The following is a 17,236-nucleotide window of genomic DNA, read 5'->3' as shown; positions in this document are numbered from 1 at the left end:
ATGAAACGCTGACAGCCAGCGGATGCAGCGTTATCCTTCGCGCCAAAGGCCGAAACCAGATGGGCGACGATGTTTGCAGACGACGACAGGCCGGTGAAAAAGCCGGTCCATACGGTGGGGGAAGACCTCTCGCTCCTTTCAGAACACGAGCTCGAAGAACGCATCGCGCTTTGCGAGGCCGAGATTGCGCGCATCCAACAGGAGCTGACGCGCAAGAAGGGCGGACGCGCCGCGGCGGACGCGGTTTTCAAGCGCTGAAGGCCGATCGTTCAGCTTGTCGTTCCCCGCTTAACCGCGGATTAACCTTTCTAATTTCTAATGACACCATCCAATCAGGTTTGGATCTGAGTGATCCTGTTCACTCTGTTTGACGCCTCCCTGTATCAGCCTAAGAGCCGCCCAGCGGCTCTTTTTTTAGGCCGCGTCGCGATCTTTACTATTTGATTACAATCCGTTTGAATTCGGCCTCGTCGGGGTGTCTGAACTGGCTCCACGATCGAGAAGCCGGTGGAGAACCCGGCTCCCGCACTTGCCGAGGCGCGGCCCTCGGCTTTGAATAGCCAAAAGGGATCAAGTCCATGCGTCAAACGGGTAGCCGCGAAGAGCCACTGTCTTTCGGGCGCGCATATGCGCATTCGCAGACATTCAGCGAATTGTTCCAGGCGGGCATGCAGCTCGTCGAGGAGACGGCAGCCTATCTCGATGGGGACGGGCGCGCGGCCGCGTCCGGGCTCAATCGTCCCGCGTCCATCGTCTATGCAACGGAATCCATGCGTCTCACCACGCGGCTGATGCAGCTCGCCTCCTGGCTCCTCCTGCATCGCGCTGTGAACGAAGGTGAGATGACGCTCGATCAGGCGGCGGAAGAAAAGCACAAGATCCACCTCGATCAGGCGCTGACCGCCATGCGCGGTCCCGGCTGGGAAGAGCTTCCGGAAGGGTTCAAGGCGCTGATCGACCGCTCCGTGTCCCTGCAGAAGCGGGTGCAGATGATCGACGCGGCGCTTTTCGACGATGGTCGTTCGACCCTGGAGGAAGCGCCGAGCCCGGTGGCAAGCCAGCTTGCAGCCCTTCAGGACGCCTTCGAGAAACGTGTCGGCTGACGCCTGCAAGGCAAAGCACGCTCGAGCCGCCCCGCGAAACGACGCCCCTCGCCGGGGCGCAGTTTCGGCTCGCACATCGGCATTGCCGGCGTTCTTCGCCGACGCCGCCTACGAAGATGCCGCCGACAAAGATGCCACCGACAAACATCGCGCCAGCAAAAAAGGCCGCCCCTTCGGAGCGGCCTTTTTGATTCTGACGTTCAACGAACGCAGGCGGCGTTTTGCGGCTGCCGCGCCTTGCCGCTCCCTAGGGAAAGGGCCCTTTCGGAGCGGCCAACGCGACTTAGCCGAGGAAGCCGGCGTACTTGTTCTTGAAGCGCGACAGGCGACCGCCGCGGTCGATGAGGTGCTGGCCGCCGCCGGTCCAGGCCGGATGCGTCGAAGGATCGATATCGAGCTGCAGCGAGGCACCATCCTCACCATAGGTCGAACGGGTCCAGTATTCCGTGCCGTCGGTCATCACGACCTTGACCGGATGATAATCCGGATGGATGTCTTTCTTCATGTCTCGTCTCGTCGGTTGGAGCGGCCCGCCTGCCTTCGGCGCTTTCGCCCAAGGTCCGTGCCCTACGTCGCTGCGCCCATCGTCATGCCACGGCTTTCACCGCGCAGAAAGGCAATTGTCGTCGGCGATATACAGAAGCCGGCATGCGCTATCAAGTCCGTGCAGCAGCCCTTGCACCACATGTCCAATCGTGCTCCCTGCAAAACCAAATGACCGATCGCTCTTCTAAAAGGCCGCGCAAGGCCGGCCGCTCGTCGTTGCGCCCTCTCAAGGCGCTTGTCCCCTATTTCGCCAGATATCGCGGACGTGTCGCAGCAACGCTTGCGGCGCTGATCCTTGCGACACTGGCAACGCTCGCGATCCCGATGGCGGTGAGGCGTGTCGTCGATTTCGGCTTCTCCGCCGATAACGCCGGCTTCATCGACAGTTACTTCACCATGCTGCTCGTGGTGGTCGCGGTCCTCGCCGGTGCGAGCGCCGCGCGCTTCTACCTCGTCACCACGCTTGGCGAGCGCATCGTCGCAGACCTGCGCGACGGTCTCTTCACGCGGATGATGCAGCTTTCGGCAGGCTTCTACGACACGGCGCGCTCGGGCGAGATTTTGTCGCGCCTCACCGCCGACACCACACAGATCCGCGCCGCGATCAGCTTTGCCGCCTCCGTCGCGCTCAGAAACATCATGATGTTCCTTGGCTCGGTCGTCATGATGGTGGTGACGAGCCCGGGCCTGTCGGCTCTGGTGCTTGCTGCGATCCCCTTCATCGTCGTGCCGATCCTGTGGTTCGGGCGGCGCGTGCGCCAGCGTTCGCGCTTCGCCCAGGATCGCCTGGCGGAGGCCTCCGCCTATGCCTCCGAAGCGATTTCGGGCGTCCGCACGGTCCAGGCCTTCAATCAGGAGACCCCGGCGCGGCGTTATTTCGGCGTGCGCATCGAGGATGCCTTCCAGGCTGCTCGCAGCGCCACGGCAGCGCGTGCGGCCCTCACCGCCTTTGCCATCTTCATCGTCTTTGCGAGCGTCGTCGTCGTCCTCTGGTGGGGCGCGCAGGCGGTCGTCGACGGCACCATGACGGGCGGTCGCCTCAGCCAGTTCGTTCTCTATTCGGTGTTTGCAGCCGCGGGCCTCGGCGAGATCGGCCAGGTCTGGGGTGAGATCAGCCAGGCAGCCGGCGCCACCGAGCGGATCGTCGAGCTTCTGGAGACGGAACCGGAAATCAAGAAGCCGCAAAATCCTGTGGCCCTGCCCACCCCGGCCCGCGGCGAGGTGCGCTTCGACGACCTCTCCTTCGCCTATCCGCAAGGCTCAGGTCCGGTTCTCCACAATGTCGCCTTCGACATCCGAGCCGGCGAACGAGTGGCGATCGTCGGCCCTTCGGGCGCCGGCAAATCGACGGTTTTCGCTCTCCTCATGCGCTTTTACGACCCGCAGACGGGCTCCGTCATGGTCGATGGCGTTCCGATCACCGAGGCGGACCCGGAAGAGGTCCGCCGCCGCATCGCGCTCGTGCCGCAGGACGTGGCGATCTTTGCCGCGACCGCCTTCGACAACATCCGCTTCGGCAACGAGACGGCAAGCCGCGAAGACGTCGAGGCAGCCGCCAAGGCCGCCAATGCCGACGAATTCATCCGCGCGCTTCCGGAAGGTTACGACACGGTGCTCGGAGAGCGCGGCATCACCCTTTCGGGCGGCCAGAAGCAGCGCATCGCCATTGCCCGCGCGCTTTTGAAGGATGCGCCGATCCTTCTCCTCGACGAGGCGACGAGTTCGCTCGACGCGGAAAGCGAGGTCGCCGTCCAGGCCGCCCTCGAAACGCTGATGAAGGACCGCACCAGCCTCGTCATCGCCCACAGGCTCGCGACCGTGCGCAATGCCGACCGCATCCTGGTGATGGAGAACGGCGCGCTCGTCGAGGAAGGCACGCATCAGGCGCTCATTTCCAAGAGCGGCCTTTATGCGCGCCTCGCCGAGCTGCAGTTCAACGACGGTGGCCGCGAACCGGAATCTGCCGCCGCCGAATAGGGACGGCGCGTCACGCCGCATCCGAGCCACGCATCGAAAAAGCCCCGCTGCGGACCAACCGCAGCGGGGCTTTCTGTTTCACGCGTGTTGTGAACTGCCGTCGGAGAAGACGGCCTTTCCCACTCTCCGCAGAGAGCTCAGCCGAGGCCGAGCTTGCCGCGCAGCGTGGAAAGATCTTCCGCCAGCGTATTCACCTTGGTGGAGAGGAGATTGCGATCTTCGTCGCTGAGCTTCGTGTAGGAGACGTAGCCACCCTCGTCGGTCTCGTACTCTTCGAGCACCTCATAGACGTCGTCGAAATTGCCCTGCACCGTCTTGAGGAACTCTTCGGAATCCTTCTCTTCCAGAACCGGCTTCAAGAGATCGAAGATCTTGTAGGCGCCGTCGAAATTCGCCTTGAAGTCCCACAGATCGGTGCGGCTGTAACGGTCTTCCTCGCCCGAGATTTTTGTCGCGGCAACCTCTTCCATGAGCGCCGCCGCGCCGCCGACGACCACTTCCGGCGGGAAGGTGAGTTCGTTGATCCGGCTGTTGAGATCCTTCACGTCCGACATAAGCTGGTCGGCATATTCATCGAGCCCTTCCGTGGAGCCCTCTTCCCACAGCCCGTATTCGAGGCGGTGGAAGCCGGTGAAGGTCGGATCCTCTTCGCCCTTTTCGTAATCGTCGGCGCGAGCATCGATCGAGACGTCGAGATCGGAGAAGAGCTCGGCGATCGGCTCCACGGCCTCGTAGCTCGTACGCGTCGGCGCGAAGAGCTCCTTCGCCTTCTCCACGTCGCCGTCCTTGATCGCTTTAACGAACGCTTGCGTGTCCTTCACCAGCTCTGCGGTGTTTTCGGCCACGTAGATCTTGTATTGGGCGAGCGGCTCAACGAGGTCGAGGGAGGCGTCTTGCGCCATGGCCCCGGTGAGAGCCGTGGTGCTGAGGGCAAATGCCAGGGCGCCTGCGCGCAGATGTCGGGTGAAGTTCATAAGGGTGTCTTTCCTTTCCCTGGGTGAATTCAGATCGGCGTATCGGCGGTCGAAGCCGCTTCGATGAGGTCCTGTCCGAGATAGCGATCGGGGCTTGTGACCCCGGGCAGGACAAAGAAGTACCCGCCGCCGACGGGCTTGATGTATTCCTCCAGCGGCTCGCCATTGAGCTTCGTCTGAACGGCGATGAAGCCCTTCTCCAGATCCGCCTGGTAGGCGATGAACAGGAGCCCCTGGTCGAGTTGGCCGGACTTCGTGACGCCGTTCGAATAATTGAATGGCCGCCGCAGGATGAGATTGTCGTCAGCCTCCGGCGTGCGCGGATTGGCAAGCCGGATATGGGAATCGAGCGGCGTCAGCTCGCCCTGCGGATCGCGCGTATAATCCGGCACATCGCTTTCATGCGTCCCGCCGAAGGGCGCGCCGCTATCCTTCTTGCGCCCGAATATCTCTTCCTGCTCCTTGAGCGGCGTGCGATCCCAGCGCTCGACGAAATTGCGGATGATGCGCACCGCCTGATAGGTGCCGCCATGGGCCCATTGCGGCTCGTCATCGCCCTCGCCGACCCACACGACCTTCTGCATGAGGTCGCGATCATTGGAATCCGGGTTGGCGGAGCCGTCGCGAAAGCCGAGGAAATTGCGCGCGCTTTCCGTCTCCCCGTCGGGCTTTGGCGGAATGACCGGGACATCGCCTTCCTGCATCCAGCGCAGCACCAGATATTCCGGCAGGTTCTTCACGATGTCGCGCAGCGCGTGAATATTGGTGTCCTGCAGATTGGCGCAGAACTGCAGCGAAAGATCGCCATGACAGCGCTCCGCATCGAGCGCGTCGTTCGGGAACTGCGTCATGCGCTGAAGCGTGCGCGGCTTCAGAGGGGTCAAAAACTCCCGGCGTTCAAACAAGGAGGCGCCGAGCCCGACGGTGATCGTCAGATTGTCCGGGGCCACCACCGGCCCCAGAATCCCGGAATCCGGAGGCGGCAGCTTCGGATCGAGCTCCGGCACCTCGCCGCCTTGTGTCAGAAAGACGATGCGCTCCGTCAATTTGCGCAGCATCGTCTCCAGGTCGTCCGGCGTGCGTGCGACGACATCGAAAGCCGCCATGATGCCGGTCGCCGGTCGCGGCGTGACGATCCCCGCCTGATGCTTGCCATAGAACGGCACCCGCTCCGACGTGCTGTTGAGACCCGTCGGCGCATCGGTGACCTGATGCCCGTCCCCCTCTTCGGCCAGTGACGGGACCGCTCCCAAGGCAAGCGCACTGCCGGCGCCACCGAGCCCGAGGAGCACTTGGCGGCGGCTCGCAAACGGGCAGCCGAAGCCCAAACGCGCCGTGTTGTCCTTGATCCTATCTGTCATCTCAGCTCACTCCGATCACCTGGTCGAGCCGGTCGAGGACGTCGGCGAGTTCCTGGAAGGCCGCAGAGAGGGAGGCGCGCGCGGCCTCGTCGACGCTGTCGTAGGACGGGTAGCCATCCGGCCCGGAAAGCTCTGAGAGCTTCATCTCCACCGCCTTCAGCTTCGCGTCGATCTCCTTCTCGAGAGCCGGATCGACGGGCTCCACGACGGATTGCAAAAGCCCCGTGATCTTGGCGATGCCCTCGAAATTCGCGGCGAAATCGGCAAGGTCGGTGTGGGCGTAATGGTCCTCGCCGGCCTCGATCTTCCCGCCCGAAAGCTGCCGCGCCATGTCGCCCGGGATCGCCATCAAAAGCGCCGGGTCGAGCTTGAGCTTGCCGAGGCGGGATTTGAGTTCGCCCATATTGGCGACGAGTTCGTCGGCGACCGGCGCCAGCCCCTCCGTCGTCTCCTCGGAGAAGAGCCCGTATTCGAGACGGTGGAAGCCGGTGAACGCCGGATCGGCTTCGCGCTTTTCCAGATAATCCGCGACCGGATCGATGGCGTTTTCGAGATCCGACAGGCGGTAGGCGACCGGCTCCACGCGCTTATAGGGAAGCCGCGCCTCCACCCACAGATCCTTTGCCTCCTGCAGGTTGCCGGCCTTGATCGCCTCGGCAAGCGCTTCGCTGGCGGACACGGCGGCCATCCCCTGCTGCACGAGGTAGACTTTGTATTCCGACAAGGGCCCGAGAAAATTTCTGAGGCCGACGGTGCTCGCGGCCGTCCGCGCCTCTTCCGATTCCGTTACATGCAGAATGCCGCGCGGATTGGAGAGAAGGCCGCAGGTGATCTCGTAATCGCCCGGGCGAAGCTGCGCCGTCAGCGTCTGTTTGAAGCCGGGCGCGATGTTCTCGCGCTCCGCCACGACCATGACGCCGTCGAGGATTTCCCATTCGATCGGCCGCTCCGACGTGTTGAGGATCTCAAACGAGCGCTTGCCGCCGGGCACCGTGATTTCGTTCGGCTCGCAGGCCGTGGCGCTGACGGCGACGCGGAACTGATCGGCCGTGTCTGCCTGCCCCGCGGCATGCTGGCTCGCATAATAGAAGGCCGCACCGCCGGCGATGGCGAGAAGCGCTGCGCCGGCGATGGCAAGGGACATGAGCCCCGAACGAGGCGTTTTGGGCTGAGGCTCAGGCGCCGGCATTGGGACGCTCCGCGGTTGGGCTCGGCGCGTAGACGCTCGCCTCTTTCCCTGGCCGTGCAGGCTTCAGGAAGAAGAAGAGGCTCACGCCGAGGAAGAGGACATAGAGAAGGATCTCGCCGACGCTCGGGCTCTCCTGGTAGCCGAGGATGCCCGACAGGATGGTGCCGACGACGCTGGAGACCGGCAGAACGCGGCTGAGGTCGTAGGCCGGCGTCTGCAGCTCGTTCCACAGCCCCGCCTCGTGCAGATTGCCGAGCGCGCTCGCCAGGATGCCGGCGGCAACGAAGAGGATGAAGACGCCCGTCCAGCGGAAGAAGCGGCGCAGATTGAGCCTGAGCCCGCCCACATAGATCGCAAAGCCCGCAGCGACGGAGACGAGTACGCCGGCAAGCGCTGCAAGCGGCACCCCGGGGCCGGAACTCTGCTGAAAAATGGCGAGAAGGAAGAAGATTGATTCAAGGCCTTCCCGCGCCACCGCGAAGAAGACCATGGCGATCAGCGCCCAGGCCGCACCTTTGGGCGCGGACAGCGCCGCATCGATGGAATCGTGCAATTCCGCCTTGATGGAGCGCGCGGCCTTGCGCATCCAGAAGACCATCGAGGTCAGGATGACGACGGCGACGAGACCGACGCAGGCCTCGAACAGCTCCTGATATTTCTGCGGGAATTCCGCGCTCACCCATTGCAGGGCGGCGCCCACGAAAAGCGACAGGGCGACGGCGAGAAAAATCCCGACCCAGACGAGCGGCATCCATGCGGAACGCCCGGTCTGACGCAGATAAGTCGCGATGATGCCGGTCACCAGAGCGGCTTCGAGGCCCTCGCGCAGCATGATGAGGAAGGAAGCGAGCATACCCGTCCTTTGGAAGATCACGGGCACAGCTAAAAAATCTGACTTTGAAATGCAATAATTAAATTTCGAAACGGCGGCCTTCAAAACGCGCCGCCTTCGCAGTCTTCGGGAGCTTTTCTCCGCCGCCTCGTCCATCCGCTACGCGACACAAGAGCTTCCGTCAAAACGCGAACCGCTCTAGATTTTTCAACAAGACGAGCCGGAACGGCCGCTGAGAGAAGTCCATACGGTCCTGGGAGGGACGCTGTGACGATGACGGGAGAGCCGCGCGCGGCCGAGGCGCCGCGCATGCCGGATGTCCGCGAGATCGGCTTTGCCGATCTCAAGGCCGCGCTCAAAGACGGGTTCGCGGATTTCCTCGCCGAACCTCTCTATGGCCTGTTCTTTGCGGCGATTTTCGTGGCCGGCGGCTTCGTCGTCCTCGGCCTCCTCATCGCTCTCGACATGCCCTGGATGATCCTGCCCTTCGGCGTCGGCTTTCCCTTGCTGGGTCCTTTCGTAGCCGCCGGGCTCTACGAGGTGAGCCGCTGCCGCGCCCGCGGCGAGAGGCCGGGATGGCGGCGCGTGCTGACGACCGTCTCCCGCCAGCGCCAGCGGCAGATGAGCTGGATGGCCTTCGTCATCCTCTTCATCTTCTGGATCTGGATCTATCAGGTCCGCCTGCTTCTGGCGCTTTTCCTCGGCTTCAAGAGCTTTTCGAGCCTTGCCGACTTTTTCGCCGTCGTCACGACGACGCCGGAGGGGCTGGGTTTTCTCCTCGTCGGCACAGCGGTCGGCGCCTTTCTGGCACTCGTCCTCTTCTCGTCGACGGTGATCGCGATGCCGCTCCTCCTCGACCGGGAGCTCGACTTCGTCTCGGCGATGATCGTGAGCTTCAAGGCGGTACGCAAGAATCCAGGCCCGATGCTCGCCTGGGGCGTGATCGTTGGCGCACTCACCATCCTGGCGCTCGCGCCGACCTTCCTCGGCCTGTTTATCGTCCTGCCGGTGCTCGGCCACGCCACCTGGCATCTCTTCGAGCGCGCGGTGGGATCGAGAAGCGCCAGCGCAACGTCGTAGGGAACCGGCTTAGGCTACCAGCTTAGGCTGCCGGCGTTATCCGTTCGACCTTGATCTCGTCCTCATGCGTGCGCGCCTTGGCAAGATCATGCGCCGCCTGCATCCGCAACATCGTCTCCGCCCGGACGCAGCGCGAAGCTTGGATGCAGCTTGATCGCGATCATTGATAATCCTCCAGGTCGAGACGCTCGATCGCCCTCACCGCTCCGTCAGCTTCAGCTCGATCCGCCGGTTTCTGCGATAGGCGGCTTCCGTATCGCCCTCGTCGAGCGGCTGGTATTCGCCAAATCCCGCGGCGACGAGATGTTGCGGCTCCACCCCCTGGTCGATGAGATAGCGCACGACCGCGATCGCGCGTGCCGCCGAAAGATCCCAGTTCGACTGGAAACGTCCGGCACCCGAGACCGGGCGTTTGTCGGTGTGGCCGTCGACGCGGATCACCCAGTTGATCTCCTTCGGAATCTCCGCTTCCAGCTCCTTGATGGCGTCGGCAAGCTCGTTGAGATCGGGCTTGAAGGAATCGGTGATCTCGTCCGTCCCCGTCGGAAAGAGCACGGAGGCGGGCAGGACGAAGCGGTCGCCCACCACCTCGATGTCGGAGCGCCCGGCAAGGATTTCGCGCAGCCGCCCGAAAAAGTCGGAGCGATAGCGCGACAGTTCCTGCACCCGCTGGGCGAGCGCCACGTTGAGCCGTCGGCCGAGATCGGCGATCTTGGTCTGGCTCTGCCGGTCGCGCGTTTCGGAGGCTTCGAGCGCATCTTCCAAGGCCGCGATCTGCCGGCGAAGTGCCGAAAGCTGCTGGTTCAGAAGCTCGACCTGCGCCAGCGCGCGCTGGCTCACTTCCTTTTCGTTGGCGAGATCGCTGGTGAGCCCGGAAATGCGCTCCTCCGCCTCGCCGGCGGCCCCCGACGAGGACGACAACAGTCCCTGCAGCCGGTCGCGCTCGCCTTCGGCGCTCGAAAGGCTCGCCTGCAACGAGGCGATCGTCTCCGTCATGTCGCGATTGTCGGTGCGCTCCAGCGCCAGAAGCTCGGTCAGCTCGGCGATCTGCGCGTTGAGGCGGTTCAACGCCTCGTCACGCCCGGAAATCTCCTGGGAGAGGAAGAACTGCGCGATGAAGAAAACGGTGAGCAGGAAGACGAAGACGAGCAAGAGCGTCGCCATGGCGTCGACGAAGCCCGGCCAGTAATCCGTGCGCTGCATGCGCCGTGCGCGCGCGAGCGCCATGGATCAGCGCTCCCTGCCGGTTTCCGTCAGGCCCGGCATGCGCTGCGGATAGGGCTTGTCTTCCTCGCGCATCCGCCGCGTCTTGGCCTCGGCTCCGTCATGGCCGAGCCGCTCGGCGATGGCATCGAGCGTGTTCTGCAGATACTCGCGCTGCTCGGCCTGCCCCTCCATCCAGTCGCGCACCATCTGCTGCTCGTTGCGCATATGCTGGACGAGGCCCTGGATGCCTTCCGCGAGATTGGCCATCGCCGCAATCGAAGGCCGTCCCCCGCCCTCCATGTTGCGCGACAGCCTTTCGACTGCGAGGCGGATCTCCTGCACCGTATTGCCCGTCTCCGCATCCTCCAGGTCGAAATCCTCGAGGTCGGTCATCGTGGAGAGCCAGTCTTCGAGCTCGGTGTAGAAGCGGTTCTGCGCCTGCCCGGCCTGGAGATCGAGAAAGCCGAGGACGAGCGAGGAGGCAAGGCCGAAGAGCGAGGACGAAAAGGCGATGCCCATGCCGGAAAGCGGCGCTTCGAGCCCGGCCTTGAGATCTTCGAAGATGACGCCCGCCTCCCCGGAATCGACCCTGAGCGACTGGATCGTCTCGCTGACCGAGCCGACGGTGCGCAACAGCCCCCAGAACGTGCCGAGAAGGCCGAGAAAGACGAGAAGCCCGGTCAGATAGCGCAGGATCTCGCGGTTTTCATCAAGCCGCGTGGCGATGGAATCGAGGATCGAACGCCAGGTGGAGGTCGACAGCATCGCCTCGCGCCGGTCGCGCAGAAGCGTCGCCATCGGCGCGAGAAGCCTGGGCGAATCCTCGGAAAAGCCGGCTTCCTGCCGGCGGAAGGAATTCACCCATTTGACTTCCGGCATCAGCATAATGACGCTCCGGAAGGCGAGCAGCACGCCGATCAGAAGCACGCCGATGATGAGCCCGTTGAGGCCCGGATTGGACATGAAGCCGACGGCGATCTGGCGATACAGGATGAGCGGCACGAAGGCCGCGATCACCAGAAAGATGAGCATCCGAACCAGAAAGATTCGGGGCGAAGAGAGACGGTAGGGATCGTATTCTTTCGCCATATTATCCAGGGTTCGGCCGCGCTTTGGTCCAATCTAGCGTGATTTGCCGGAAGGACGAAACAGTCGCGGCCGATTCCGGCGATTTATCCGCCAGCGCCCTTGAGCAATCCGGCAAGATGCTGGTGCACCGCCTCGTTGCCGGCAACGATGGTGCCGGAGGTGAGCATGGCGTCCCCACCCTTGATATCGGTGACGAAGCCGCCCGCCTCACGGATGAGGAGGATGCCCGCCGCCATATCCCAGGCCGACAGATGGCTCTCCCAGAAGCCGTCGAAGCGGCCGGAGGCGACCCAGGCGAGATCGAGCGCAGCCGCGCCGAACCGCCGGATGCCAGCAGCCTCCGCCATGACCGCCGCCATCTGGCGCAGATAAGGCCCATGCTCGCCGCGGCCGAAATGCGGGATTCCGGTCGCAATGACCGTCTCCGCAAAGATGCGGCGCTGGGCGACGCGCAGGCGTCGATCGTTGAAGAAGGCTCCTGACCCACGCTCCGCGGTATAGAGCTCGTCCGTGACAGGATTGTAGATGACACCCGCCGTCAGTCGCCCCTGGCGCTCGAGCGCGATCGAGACGGCGAACATCGGAATGCCGTGCAGAAAGTTCGTGGTGCCGTCGAGCGGGTCGACGATCCAGCGGTGCTGAGGATCCTCGCCAATCTTCTCGCCGGATTCCTCCATCAGGAAGGAATAGCCGGGCCGCGCGCGCTCCAGTTCCTCGCGGATGATTTCCTCCGCGCGCCGGTCGGCAGCGCTGACGAAATCCGCCGGCCCCTTGCGCGACACCTGAAGGTGCTCGACCTCGCCGAAGTCGCGGGCGAGCACGCGCCCCGCTTTGGTGGCGGCGCGCACCATCACATTGAGAATTGCCGATCTTGCCATGTCGTGTGAGCCGTACCTACTCGGCCCGCTTGACGTAGGCGATCTCGTTGGTGTCGACGACGATCCTCTCGCCGGCCGTGATGAAAGGCGGCACCATCACGCGCACGCCGTTTTCCAGCATCGCCGGCTTGTAGGAGGACGCAGCCGTCTGGCCTTTGATGGTCGGCTCGGTCTCGGTGATGGCGAGCACCACCTGGTCCGGAAGCGCGATGCCGATCGGCTTCTCCTCATGCATTTCGAGGGTCACGGTCATGCCGTCCTGCAGAAAGGCGGCGCGCTCGCCGACGAATTCCTCGGCGAGATTGATCTGCTCGTAGCTCTCGGAATCCATGAAAACCAGCACGTCTCCATCCTTGTAGAGAAACTGGAAGTCCTTGGTTTCGATGCGGACGCGCTCGACCTTTTCGTCGGAACCGAAGCGATTGTTGAGCTTGCGCCCGTCGATCAGGTTCTTGAGTTCGACCTGGTTGTAGGCCGGACCCTTGCCGGGTTTCACCTTATTGGTTTTCACCGCCACCCAGAGCGTGCCGTCATATTCGATGACATTGCCCGGGCGGATGTCGTTACCGCTGATTTTCATCGCTAATCCTGTCGAGAGATCGGCGGCCTTGCACCACACTTTGCGGGGCTTAGCAAGGCGCCTTGGTAAGCGGCTGAAGCCGCGTCACATGCCCCATCTTACGGCCCGGCCGGATTTCGCGCTTGCCGTAGAGCGTCAGGCAACAATTGTTCTCGCCCGCAAGTGCCTGCCAATCCTCGGCCTCTTCGCCGATGAGATTGGTCATCACCGCGTCGCTGTGGCGGGAGACGGAACCGAGCGGCCAGCCGGCGATCGCCCGGATATGATTTTCAAACTGCGAGCAGACGCAGGCATCGCGCGTCCAATGGCCGGAATTGTGCACCCGCGGCGCGATCTCGTTGACGAGGAGCAGCTCGCTGCCCTTCACCTCGATGACGAAGAGCTCGACGCCAATGACACCGCTATAATCGAGTTCGCTCACGATGGTGGCGGCGATTTCCGCCGCCTTCTGCCGCGTCGCGAGCGAGATATTGGCCGGCACGGTGGAGGTATGGAGGATATGGTTGCGGTGGACGTTTTCCGGCACGTCGTAAACCGCCGTCTCACCGTTCACCCCGCGCACCGCGATCACGGACACTTCGCGCGAAAACGGCACGAAGGCTTCCAGAACCGCCGGCGCGCGTGCGATCGCCTCATAGGCCGCCTCGGCATCTTTGGCGTCGTCGATGCGCACCTGCCCCTTGCCGTCATAGCCGAAGCGGCGCGTCTTCAAGATCGCCGGCGTCTTCAGGTTTTGAAGCGCGGCCTTGAGCCCGTCGAGATCGTCGATCGCCGCATAAGGGCCGACCGGCACGCCGGCGCCGGTCAGAAAACTCTTCTCGTTGAGCCGGTCCTGCGCCACTTCGAGCGCGCGTGGTCCGGGCCGCACCGGGCAGGTCGCCGCAAGCAGCTCCGCCGCATCGACGGCGATGTTCTCGAACTCATAGGTGACGACGTCGACGTCGGCCGCAAAGGCTTCGAGAGCGCGCGGATCGTCATAAGGGGCGACCGTGTAATGCGCAGAAACATCGAAGGCCGGACTGTCGGGATCCGGGCAGAAGACATGCGTGGACAGGCCCAGCTGCGCGGCGGCGACCGCCAGCATGCGGCCGAGTTGGCCCCCGCCCAGAATGCCGATGGTAGCGCCCGGCGCGAGCGCCCCTGTGTGGTCAGCTGTCATCGCGCGGATCCTCGCCGACGGCATCGCTCTGCCGCAGCCTGAAGGTTGCGAGCCGCTCCGCCAGAGCCGCATCGCCGAGCGACAGGATGGAGGCGGCGAAGAGCGCCGCATTGGCCGCGCCGGCCTCGCCGATCGCAAACGTCGCCACCGGAATGCCGGCCGGCATCTGCACGATCGAATAAAGCGAATCCTGCCCCGACAGGGCGCGCGATTGCACGGGCACACCGAGCACCGGCAGGCGCGTCAGGGAAGCGACCATGCCGGGCAGATGCGCCGCCCCGCCGGCCCCCGCGATGATCACCTTGAAGCCGTTCATTTCGGCCCCTTTGGCGAAGTCGTAAAGCCGCTCCGGGGTGCGGTGCGCTGAGACGATGCGCGCCTCGTAGCCGATGGCCAGCTCGTCGAGCTTTTCGGCCGCGCGCTGCATGGTGGCCCAGTCGGAGCGACTGCCCATGACGAGCGCGACAGGAACGGAAGATGATGCGGTCAAGGCGACAATGTCCGCGTTGTCAGGGAAAGAAACCGGAAAGACGCCGGATTAACGAATGCGGAAGCCTCTCGCAAGACGACGGATCGGCCCAAATATCAGGCAAAGCGTGAGCGCGCCCTGCGGATGTACCCGCCGCAAACACCGCGCCCTCAACCAGGTCTTACGCCCAGCAGGCCTTACGCGATGATATCCGGCAGAAGCCTGTCTTCGAGCGCCAGGATACGGTCCTTCAAGGAGAGCTTTTTGCGCTTCAGGCGCTGCAATTGCAGGTAATCGGGCTGCGGCGAGGCCGTATGAAGGGCTTCGATGGCATGATCGAGATCGCGGTGTTCCTGACGCAAGAGAGCAAGCTCCGCCCTGATCTCCTTCTGCGTCAGCTCCACGACGTTGTCGCTACCATCCATCATCACCTCCAGGGGCGGCAATCTATCACGAGGAATTGTCTCATGCAGCGTATCGGCCGCGGATGCCAGCGTACGGTTCGAAAAGCCGCAGCGAGAAGCGAAAAAAATGCGTGATCAAATGATCAGCAGATATTAACGGACCCTGCCGCTCCGTTAGACAGAGCGGTGAAGCTATGTCACACTTTAACTCCCCCACCATAGATGGAGACGCAAATGCCCCTTGAAGCGCGCCTTGCCGAGCTTGAGCGGCGCCATGAGGCACTCGAAAAAGAGATCGAGGAAGCCATGGCCCACCCGGCCAGCGACGATCTTGAAGTCGCGGAGCTGAAGCGGCGCAAGCTGCAACTCAAGGACGAGATTTCGCGCCTGAAAGGCCAGCAGGAAGGCGCTCTCTAGAGCCTTTTCGAACGCTCATCCGGTCCTTCCGGCTCTCGGTCTGAGGGCCAGCCGGAAGGACAGAAAACAGCCGGCGGGGCGCAGGGCCGTGCCGGTCCTTCCAGCGCCCATCCTGCCGCGACGCTGCAAACCTCTACGGCCCGCCCGCATCCCGTTTTCGTTCTCTGACCTGTCACGCTCGCTATCCATCTGACAGCGGGACGATCTCGCAGCACGACCAGTGGTCTCGACCACGACAGCAGTCAAACGGAGCAATGCACGGCCGCCTACACCGCCCGCGGCCTCACCACGCCATTCCACCCGAAGCGGCGCATGAGCACCGTGGCATTCGTTTCGATCTGCATCGCCTTCAGGCGACGCAGGCTTAGCGTCTTGGGCCTCGTCACACCTTTCGTGCGCGCCGGCCGGACTTCAGCAGATTTGAGCTTGCTGGAGATTCAGGCGGCGATCCCGGTTCTGCCCGTCTTGCGCTCCCGCTCTGGAAGCTTCCCGTCGCCCGCATCGCGCTCCTGTCGCCGCGCCGCGATCTCGCGTCGGGCAACCCAGCGCATGATGTCGCGCCAGCGCCAGACCTTGCCGGCGCTCGCCCAATTCCCGTCGGGAACCTCGTCGATCAGACACCAGACCCGGTAGGCGTCGTCCTCGGTGAAAGGGGTGCCTTCCGCGGCCAGGATCGCGTTCGTCGATTTTTCCACGAGTGAGCGCTTTTTATCCTCGTTCAAGGCGCCGAGCGGCACCGTGTAGGAGAGCCGGTAACAGGGCGCATTGGAGAGATTGCCGCCGACATAGGTGCGCCGCGGCTCGAACTCCGTCACTTCCAGGCGCGTGATCGAACGCGCCACGGCACTGCCCGGCCGCGCCCCCTGATGCTCCAGAAGAATCGCCGTCAGATCGCGCGCCAGAATATCGAGCTTCGCGTCCGACAGCGCCCCGCGCGTCAGTCTCAGTTCAGCAAGAGGCATGGATCATCCTCATGAATGCGCGGCGGCCGGCATGGCCACGGCGCCTTTGAGCCGGTCCTGGGCTTTCACCAGCTTCTCCATCTTGCGCAGATCGAGATCGGTAATGCCGAGCGCGCATTCGACCCAGATATCGGTGACGTCGCGCAATTCCTCGTAGCTGAGCGGCATGACGCGGCGGCGCGTGCGATAGACGCCGACCTGCGCGTTGTGGCGTCGCTGCGAGCGCTCGATCAGGTCGCGCACGGCCTCTTCACCGGTGCCGTCCGCCACCACCTCGTCGATGACGCCGGCTTCCAGCATCTCGTCCGCCGAATAGGTGCGCCCGGACAGCATCAGCTTCTCCGCGATCCGGCTCGAGACCTTGCGGCTCAGATACGAATAGGCGCCCATGCCGGGGAAGAGATTGAAGAGGACCTCGGGCAGCCCGAAGGTCGCGCTTTTTTCCGCAACGATGAGATTGCAGGACAGCGCCGATTCCAGCCCACCCCCGAGCGCCTGCCCCTGCACCAGCGCGATCGTCACGATCGGCAGATCGGCGCTGATGGAATTGAGGTAGGTCATCTTGGCGCAGGCATGCGCATAATCGCGCAGCCCCTCCTCGTCCCGCGCCCGGATCAACCGCGAGAAGAGGTCGAGATCGCCGCCGAGGCTGAAGATCGACGGCGTTCCGGATTGGTAGACGATGTATTTGAGAGCGAGCGATTCGGCATCTGCGAAGCGCGCATTCAACGACTGGAACAGGTGAATGTATTCGCTCACCAGCCGGCGCGTAAAGCACGGCCGACCCGGCGGCACCATGGTCGACCACAAAGTCGCGCTCTCAGGCTCGAAAGAAAGAACGACTTCCCGCACGTCCTCCGCAATCTCGGAAACCGCGGCTCGAACACTTTCTACCGAACCTTTCGCCGGCATCCCGGCAGCGATCGCGCCAGATATACGCGCCGCCTCCTCACCGCCGATAATATCTTCGCCGCGCACTTCCAACGCTGCTGCTTCAAGTCTGGCCATAT

General features: G+C 63.6%; 19 protein-coding genes. 5 read left to right on the top strand and 14 right to left on the bottom strand.

All coding sequences use genetic code 11. The features are described 5' to 3' along the window. The first annotated feature begins 69 nt into the window (after positions 1 to 69). Together EO094_RS03935 and rcdA are read left to right on the top strand one after the other, a co-directional pair. Entirely contained in the window at positions 70 to 258 is a 189-nt protein-coding gene (locus tag EO094_RS03935; protein ID WP_128290982.1) for a DUF1192 domain-containing protein, read from the top strand. Between the two features lie 320 nt (positions 259 to 578). After that, entirely contained in the window at positions 579 to 1,103 is a 525-nt protein-coding gene (gene rcdA / locus EO094_RS03930) for a protease adaptor protein RcdA (protein ID WP_128290981.1), read from the top strand. Positions 1,104 to 1,386: 283 nt separating this feature from the next. On the opposite strand, the gene rpmE is transcribed toward rcdA, so the two are convergent. Beyond that, entirely contained in the window at positions 1,387 to 1,608 is a 222-nt protein-coding gene (gene rpmE, locus EO094_RS03925; RefSeq protein WP_092816464.1) for a 50S ribosomal protein L31, read from the bottom strand. A gap of 209 nt (positions 1,609 to 1,817) precedes the next feature. On the opposite strand from rpmE, the gene EO094_RS03920 reads away from it, so the two are divergent. Further along, on the top strand, positions 1,818 to 3,626 hold the full coding sequence (locus EO094_RS03920; RefSeq protein ID WP_246008355.1) for an ABC transporter transmembrane domain-containing protein: 1,809 nt from the start codon (positions 1,818 to 1,820) through the stop codon (positions 3,624 to 3,626). Between the two features lie 137 nt (positions 3,627 to 3,763). Here the strand turns inward: EO094_RS03920 and efeO (EO094_RS03915) are convergent, their stop codons facing one another. Genes efeO (EO094_RS03915) through efeU form a run of 4 tightly spaced genes read right to left on the bottom strand, consistent with a single transcriptional unit; the run spans position 3,764 to position 8,003 of the window. Continuing rightward, positions 3,764 to 4,600: an iron uptake system protein EfeO gene (gene efeO, locus EO094_RS03915; RefSeq protein WP_128290979.1), complete on the bottom strand. Its 837-nt coding sequence runs from the start codon at positions 4,598 to 4,600 to the stop codon at positions 3,764 to 3,766. 29 nt (positions 4,601 to 4,629) lie between these two features. After that, complete coding sequence (efeB, locus tag EO094_RS03910) at positions 4,630 to 5,961, bottom strand: iron uptake transporter deferrochelatase/peroxidase subunit (protein WP_128290978.1); 1,332 nt, start codon at positions 5,959 to 5,961, stop codon at positions 4,630 to 4,632. 1 nt (position 5,962) lies between these two features. After that, positions 5,963 to 7,105, bottom strand: a complete 1,143-nt coding sequence (gene efeO / locus EO094_RS03905; protein WP_246008354.1) for an iron uptake system protein EfeO — start codon at positions 7,103 to 7,105, stop codon at positions 5,963 to 5,965. 31 nt (positions 7,106 to 7,136) lie between these two features. Further along, positions 7,137 to 8,003, bottom strand: coding sequence for an iron uptake transporter permease EfeU (gene efeU, locus EO094_RS03900; protein WP_128290976.1), 867 nt, complete (start codon positions 8,001 to 8,003; stop codon positions 7,137 to 7,139). Positions 8,004 to 8,255: 252 nt separating this feature from the next. Here efeU and EO094_RS03895 point away from each other — a divergent pair, with 252 nt between their 5' ends. Further along, complete coding sequence (locus tag EO094_RS03895; protein WP_205649855.1) at positions 8,256 to 9,062, top strand: DUF2189 domain-containing protein; 807 nt, start codon at positions 8,256 to 8,258, stop codon at positions 9,060 to 9,062. Positions 9,063 to 9,260: 198 nt separating this feature from the next. Here EO094_RS03895 and EO094_RS03890 read toward each other — a convergent pair whose 3' ends face one another. The 7 genes from EO094_RS03890 to EO094_RS03860 all read right to left on the bottom strand — a co-directional run bounded on the left by EO094_RS03890 (position 9,261) and on the right by EO094_RS03860 (position 14,868). Further along, positions 9,261 to 10,289 carry a peptidoglycan -binding protein gene (locus tag EO094_RS03890; protein ID WP_128290975.1) on the bottom strand — a complete coding sequence of 343 codons (1,029 nt, stop codon included), beginning with the start codon at positions 10,287 to 10,289 and terminating at the stop codon, positions 9,261 to 9,263. A gap of 3 nt (positions 10,290 to 10,292) precedes the next feature. Next, complete coding sequence (locus EO094_RS03885) at positions 10,293 to 11,357, bottom strand: flagellar motor protein MotA (RefSeq protein ID WP_234629065.1); 1,065 nt, start codon at positions 11,355 to 11,357, stop codon at positions 10,293 to 10,295. Between the two features lie 83 nt (positions 11,358 to 11,440). Continuing rightward, on the bottom strand, positions 11,441 to 12,235 hold the full coding sequence (locus EO094_RS03880) for an inositol monophosphatase family protein (protein WP_128290974.1): 795 nt from the start codon (positions 12,233 to 12,235) through the stop codon (positions 11,441 to 11,443). 16 nt (positions 12,236 to 12,251) lie between these two features. Then, positions 12,252 to 12,815, bottom strand: a complete 564-nt coding sequence (gene efp / locus EO094_RS03875; RefSeq protein ID WP_128290973.1) for an elongation factor P — start codon at positions 12,813 to 12,815, stop codon at positions 12,252 to 12,254. A 49-nt stretch (positions 12,816 to 12,864) separates the two neighbouring features. Further along, positions 12,865 to 13,974 carry a 5-(carboxyamino)imidazole ribonucleotide synthase gene (locus EO094_RS03870; protein ID WP_128290972.1) on the bottom strand — a complete coding sequence of 370 codons (1,110 nt, stop codon included), beginning with the start codon at positions 13,972 to 13,974 and terminating at the stop codon, positions 12,865 to 12,867. Continuing rightward, entirely contained in the window at positions 13,964 to 14,428 is a 465-nt protein-coding gene (gene purE / locus EO094_RS03865) for a 5-(carboxyamino)imidazole ribonucleotide mutase (RefSeq protein ID WP_092816491.1), read from the bottom strand. Before purE ends, EO094_RS03870 begins: the two co-directional genes overlap by 11 nt. Before the next feature lie 212 nt (positions 14,429 to 14,640). After that, positions 14,641 to 14,868 carry a YdcH family protein gene (locus EO094_RS03860; protein ID WP_092816487.1) on the bottom strand — a complete coding sequence of 76 codons (228 nt, stop codon included), beginning with the start codon at positions 14,866 to 14,868 and terminating at the stop codon, positions 14,641 to 14,643. A gap of 213 nt (positions 14,869 to 15,081) precedes the next feature. Here EO094_RS03860 and EO094_RS03855 point away from each other — a divergent pair, with 213 nt between their 5' ends. Further along, positions 15,082 to 15,264, top strand: a complete 183-nt coding sequence (locus tag EO094_RS03855; RefSeq protein WP_128290971.1) for a YdcH family protein — start codon at positions 15,082 to 15,084, stop codon at positions 15,262 to 15,264. A gap of 437 nt (positions 15,265 to 15,701) precedes the next feature. On the opposite strand, the gene EO094_RS03850 is transcribed toward EO094_RS03855, so the two are convergent. Continuing rightward, complete coding sequence (locus EO094_RS03850) at positions 15,702 to 16,226, bottom strand: tautomerase family protein (RefSeq protein ID WP_128290970.1); 525 nt, start codon at positions 16,224 to 16,226, stop codon at positions 15,702 to 15,704. A 9-nt stretch (positions 16,227 to 16,235) separates the two neighbouring features. Continuing rightward, entirely contained in the window at positions 16,236 to 17,234 is a 999-nt protein-coding gene (locus EO094_RS03845; protein WP_128290969.1) for a crotonase/enoyl-CoA hydratase family protein, read from the bottom strand. Positions 17,235 to 17,236 lie beyond the last annotated feature (2 nt).

The sequence above is a fragment of the Afifella aestuarii genome, from assembly GCF_004023665.1.
In the GTDB taxonomy this organism is placed as follows: domain Bacteria; phylum Pseudomonadota; class Alphaproteobacteria; order Rhizobiales; family Afifellaceae; genus Afifella; species Afifella aestuarii.
Note: the sequence above shows the minus strand (reverse complement) of the source record. Positions and strands in the feature narration are given on the sequence as shown.

Bases quoted from the DNA above. Each gene is read 5' to 3' on its own strand.
- EO094_RS03935 (WP_128290982.1), top strand. From the start codon at position 70: ATGTTTGCAGACGACGACAGGCCGGTGAAAAAGCCGGTCCATACGGTG.
- rcdA (WP_128290981.1), top strand. From the start codon at position 579: ATGCGTCAAACGGGTAGCCGCGAAGAGCCACTGTCTTTCGGGCGCGCA.
- rpmE (WP_092816464.1), bottom strand. From the start codon at position 1,608: ATGAAGAAAGACATCCATCCGGATTATCATCCGGTCAAGGTCGTGATG.
- EO094_RS03920 (WP_246008355.1), top strand. From the start codon at position 1,818: ATGACCGATCGCTCTTCTAAAAGGCCGCGCAAGGCCGGCCGCTCGTCG.
- efeO (WP_128290979.1), bottom strand. From the start codon at position 4,600: ATGAACTTCACCCGACATCTGCGCGCAGGCGCCCTGGCATTTGCCCTC.
- efeB (WP_128290978.1), bottom strand. From the start codon at position 5,961: ATGACAGATAGGATCAAGGACAACACGGCGCGTTTGGGCTTCGGCTGC.
- efeO (WP_246008354.1), bottom strand. From the start codon at position 7,105: ATGTCCCTTGCCATCGCCGGCGCAGCGCTTCTCGCCATCGCCGGCGGT.
- efeU (WP_128290976.1), bottom strand. From the start codon at position 8,003: ATGCTCGCTTCCTTCCTCATCATGCTGCGCGAGGGCCTCGAAGCCGCT.
- EO094_RS03895 (WP_205649855.1), top strand. From the start codon at position 8,256: ATGACGGGAGAGCCGCGCGCGGCCGAGGCGCCGCGCATGCCGGATGTC.
- EO094_RS03890 (WP_128290975.1), bottom strand. From the start codon at position 10,289: ATGGCGCTCGCGCGCGCACGGCGCATGCAGCGCACGGATTACTGGCCG.
- EO094_RS03885 (WP_234629065.1), bottom strand. From the start codon at position 11,357: ATGGCGAAAGAATACGATCCCTACCGTCTCTCTTCGCCCCGAATCTTT.
- EO094_RS03880 (WP_128290974.1), bottom strand. From the start codon at position 12,235: ATGGCAAGATCGGCAATTCTCAATGTGATGGTGCGCGCCGCCACCAAA.
- efp (WP_128290973.1), bottom strand. From the start codon at position 12,815: ATGAAAATCAGCGGTAACGACATCCGCCCGGGCAATGTCATCGAATAT.
- EO094_RS03870 (WP_128290972.1), bottom strand. From the start codon at position 13,974: ATGACAGCTGACCACACAGGGGCGCTCGCGCCGGGCGCTACCATCGGC.
- purE (WP_092816491.1), bottom strand. From the start codon at position 14,428: ATGGGCAGTCGCTCCGACTGGGCCACCATGCAGCGCGCGGCCGAAAAG.
- EO094_RS03860 (WP_092816487.1), bottom strand. From the start codon at position 14,868: ATGGATGGTAGCGACAACGTCGTGGAGCTGACGCAGAAGGAGATCAGG.
- EO094_RS03855 (WP_128290971.1), top strand. From the start codon at position 15,082: ATGCCCCTTGAAGCGCGCCTTGCCGAGCTTGAGCGGCGCCATGAGGCA.
- EO094_RS03850 (WP_128290970.1), bottom strand. From the start codon at position 16,226: ATGCCTCTTGCTGAACTGAGACTGACGCGCGGGGCGCTGTCGGACGCG.
- EO094_RS03845 (WP_128290969.1), bottom strand. From the start codon at position 17,234: ATGGCCAGACTTGAAGCAGCAGCGTTGGAAGTGCGCGGCGAAGATATT.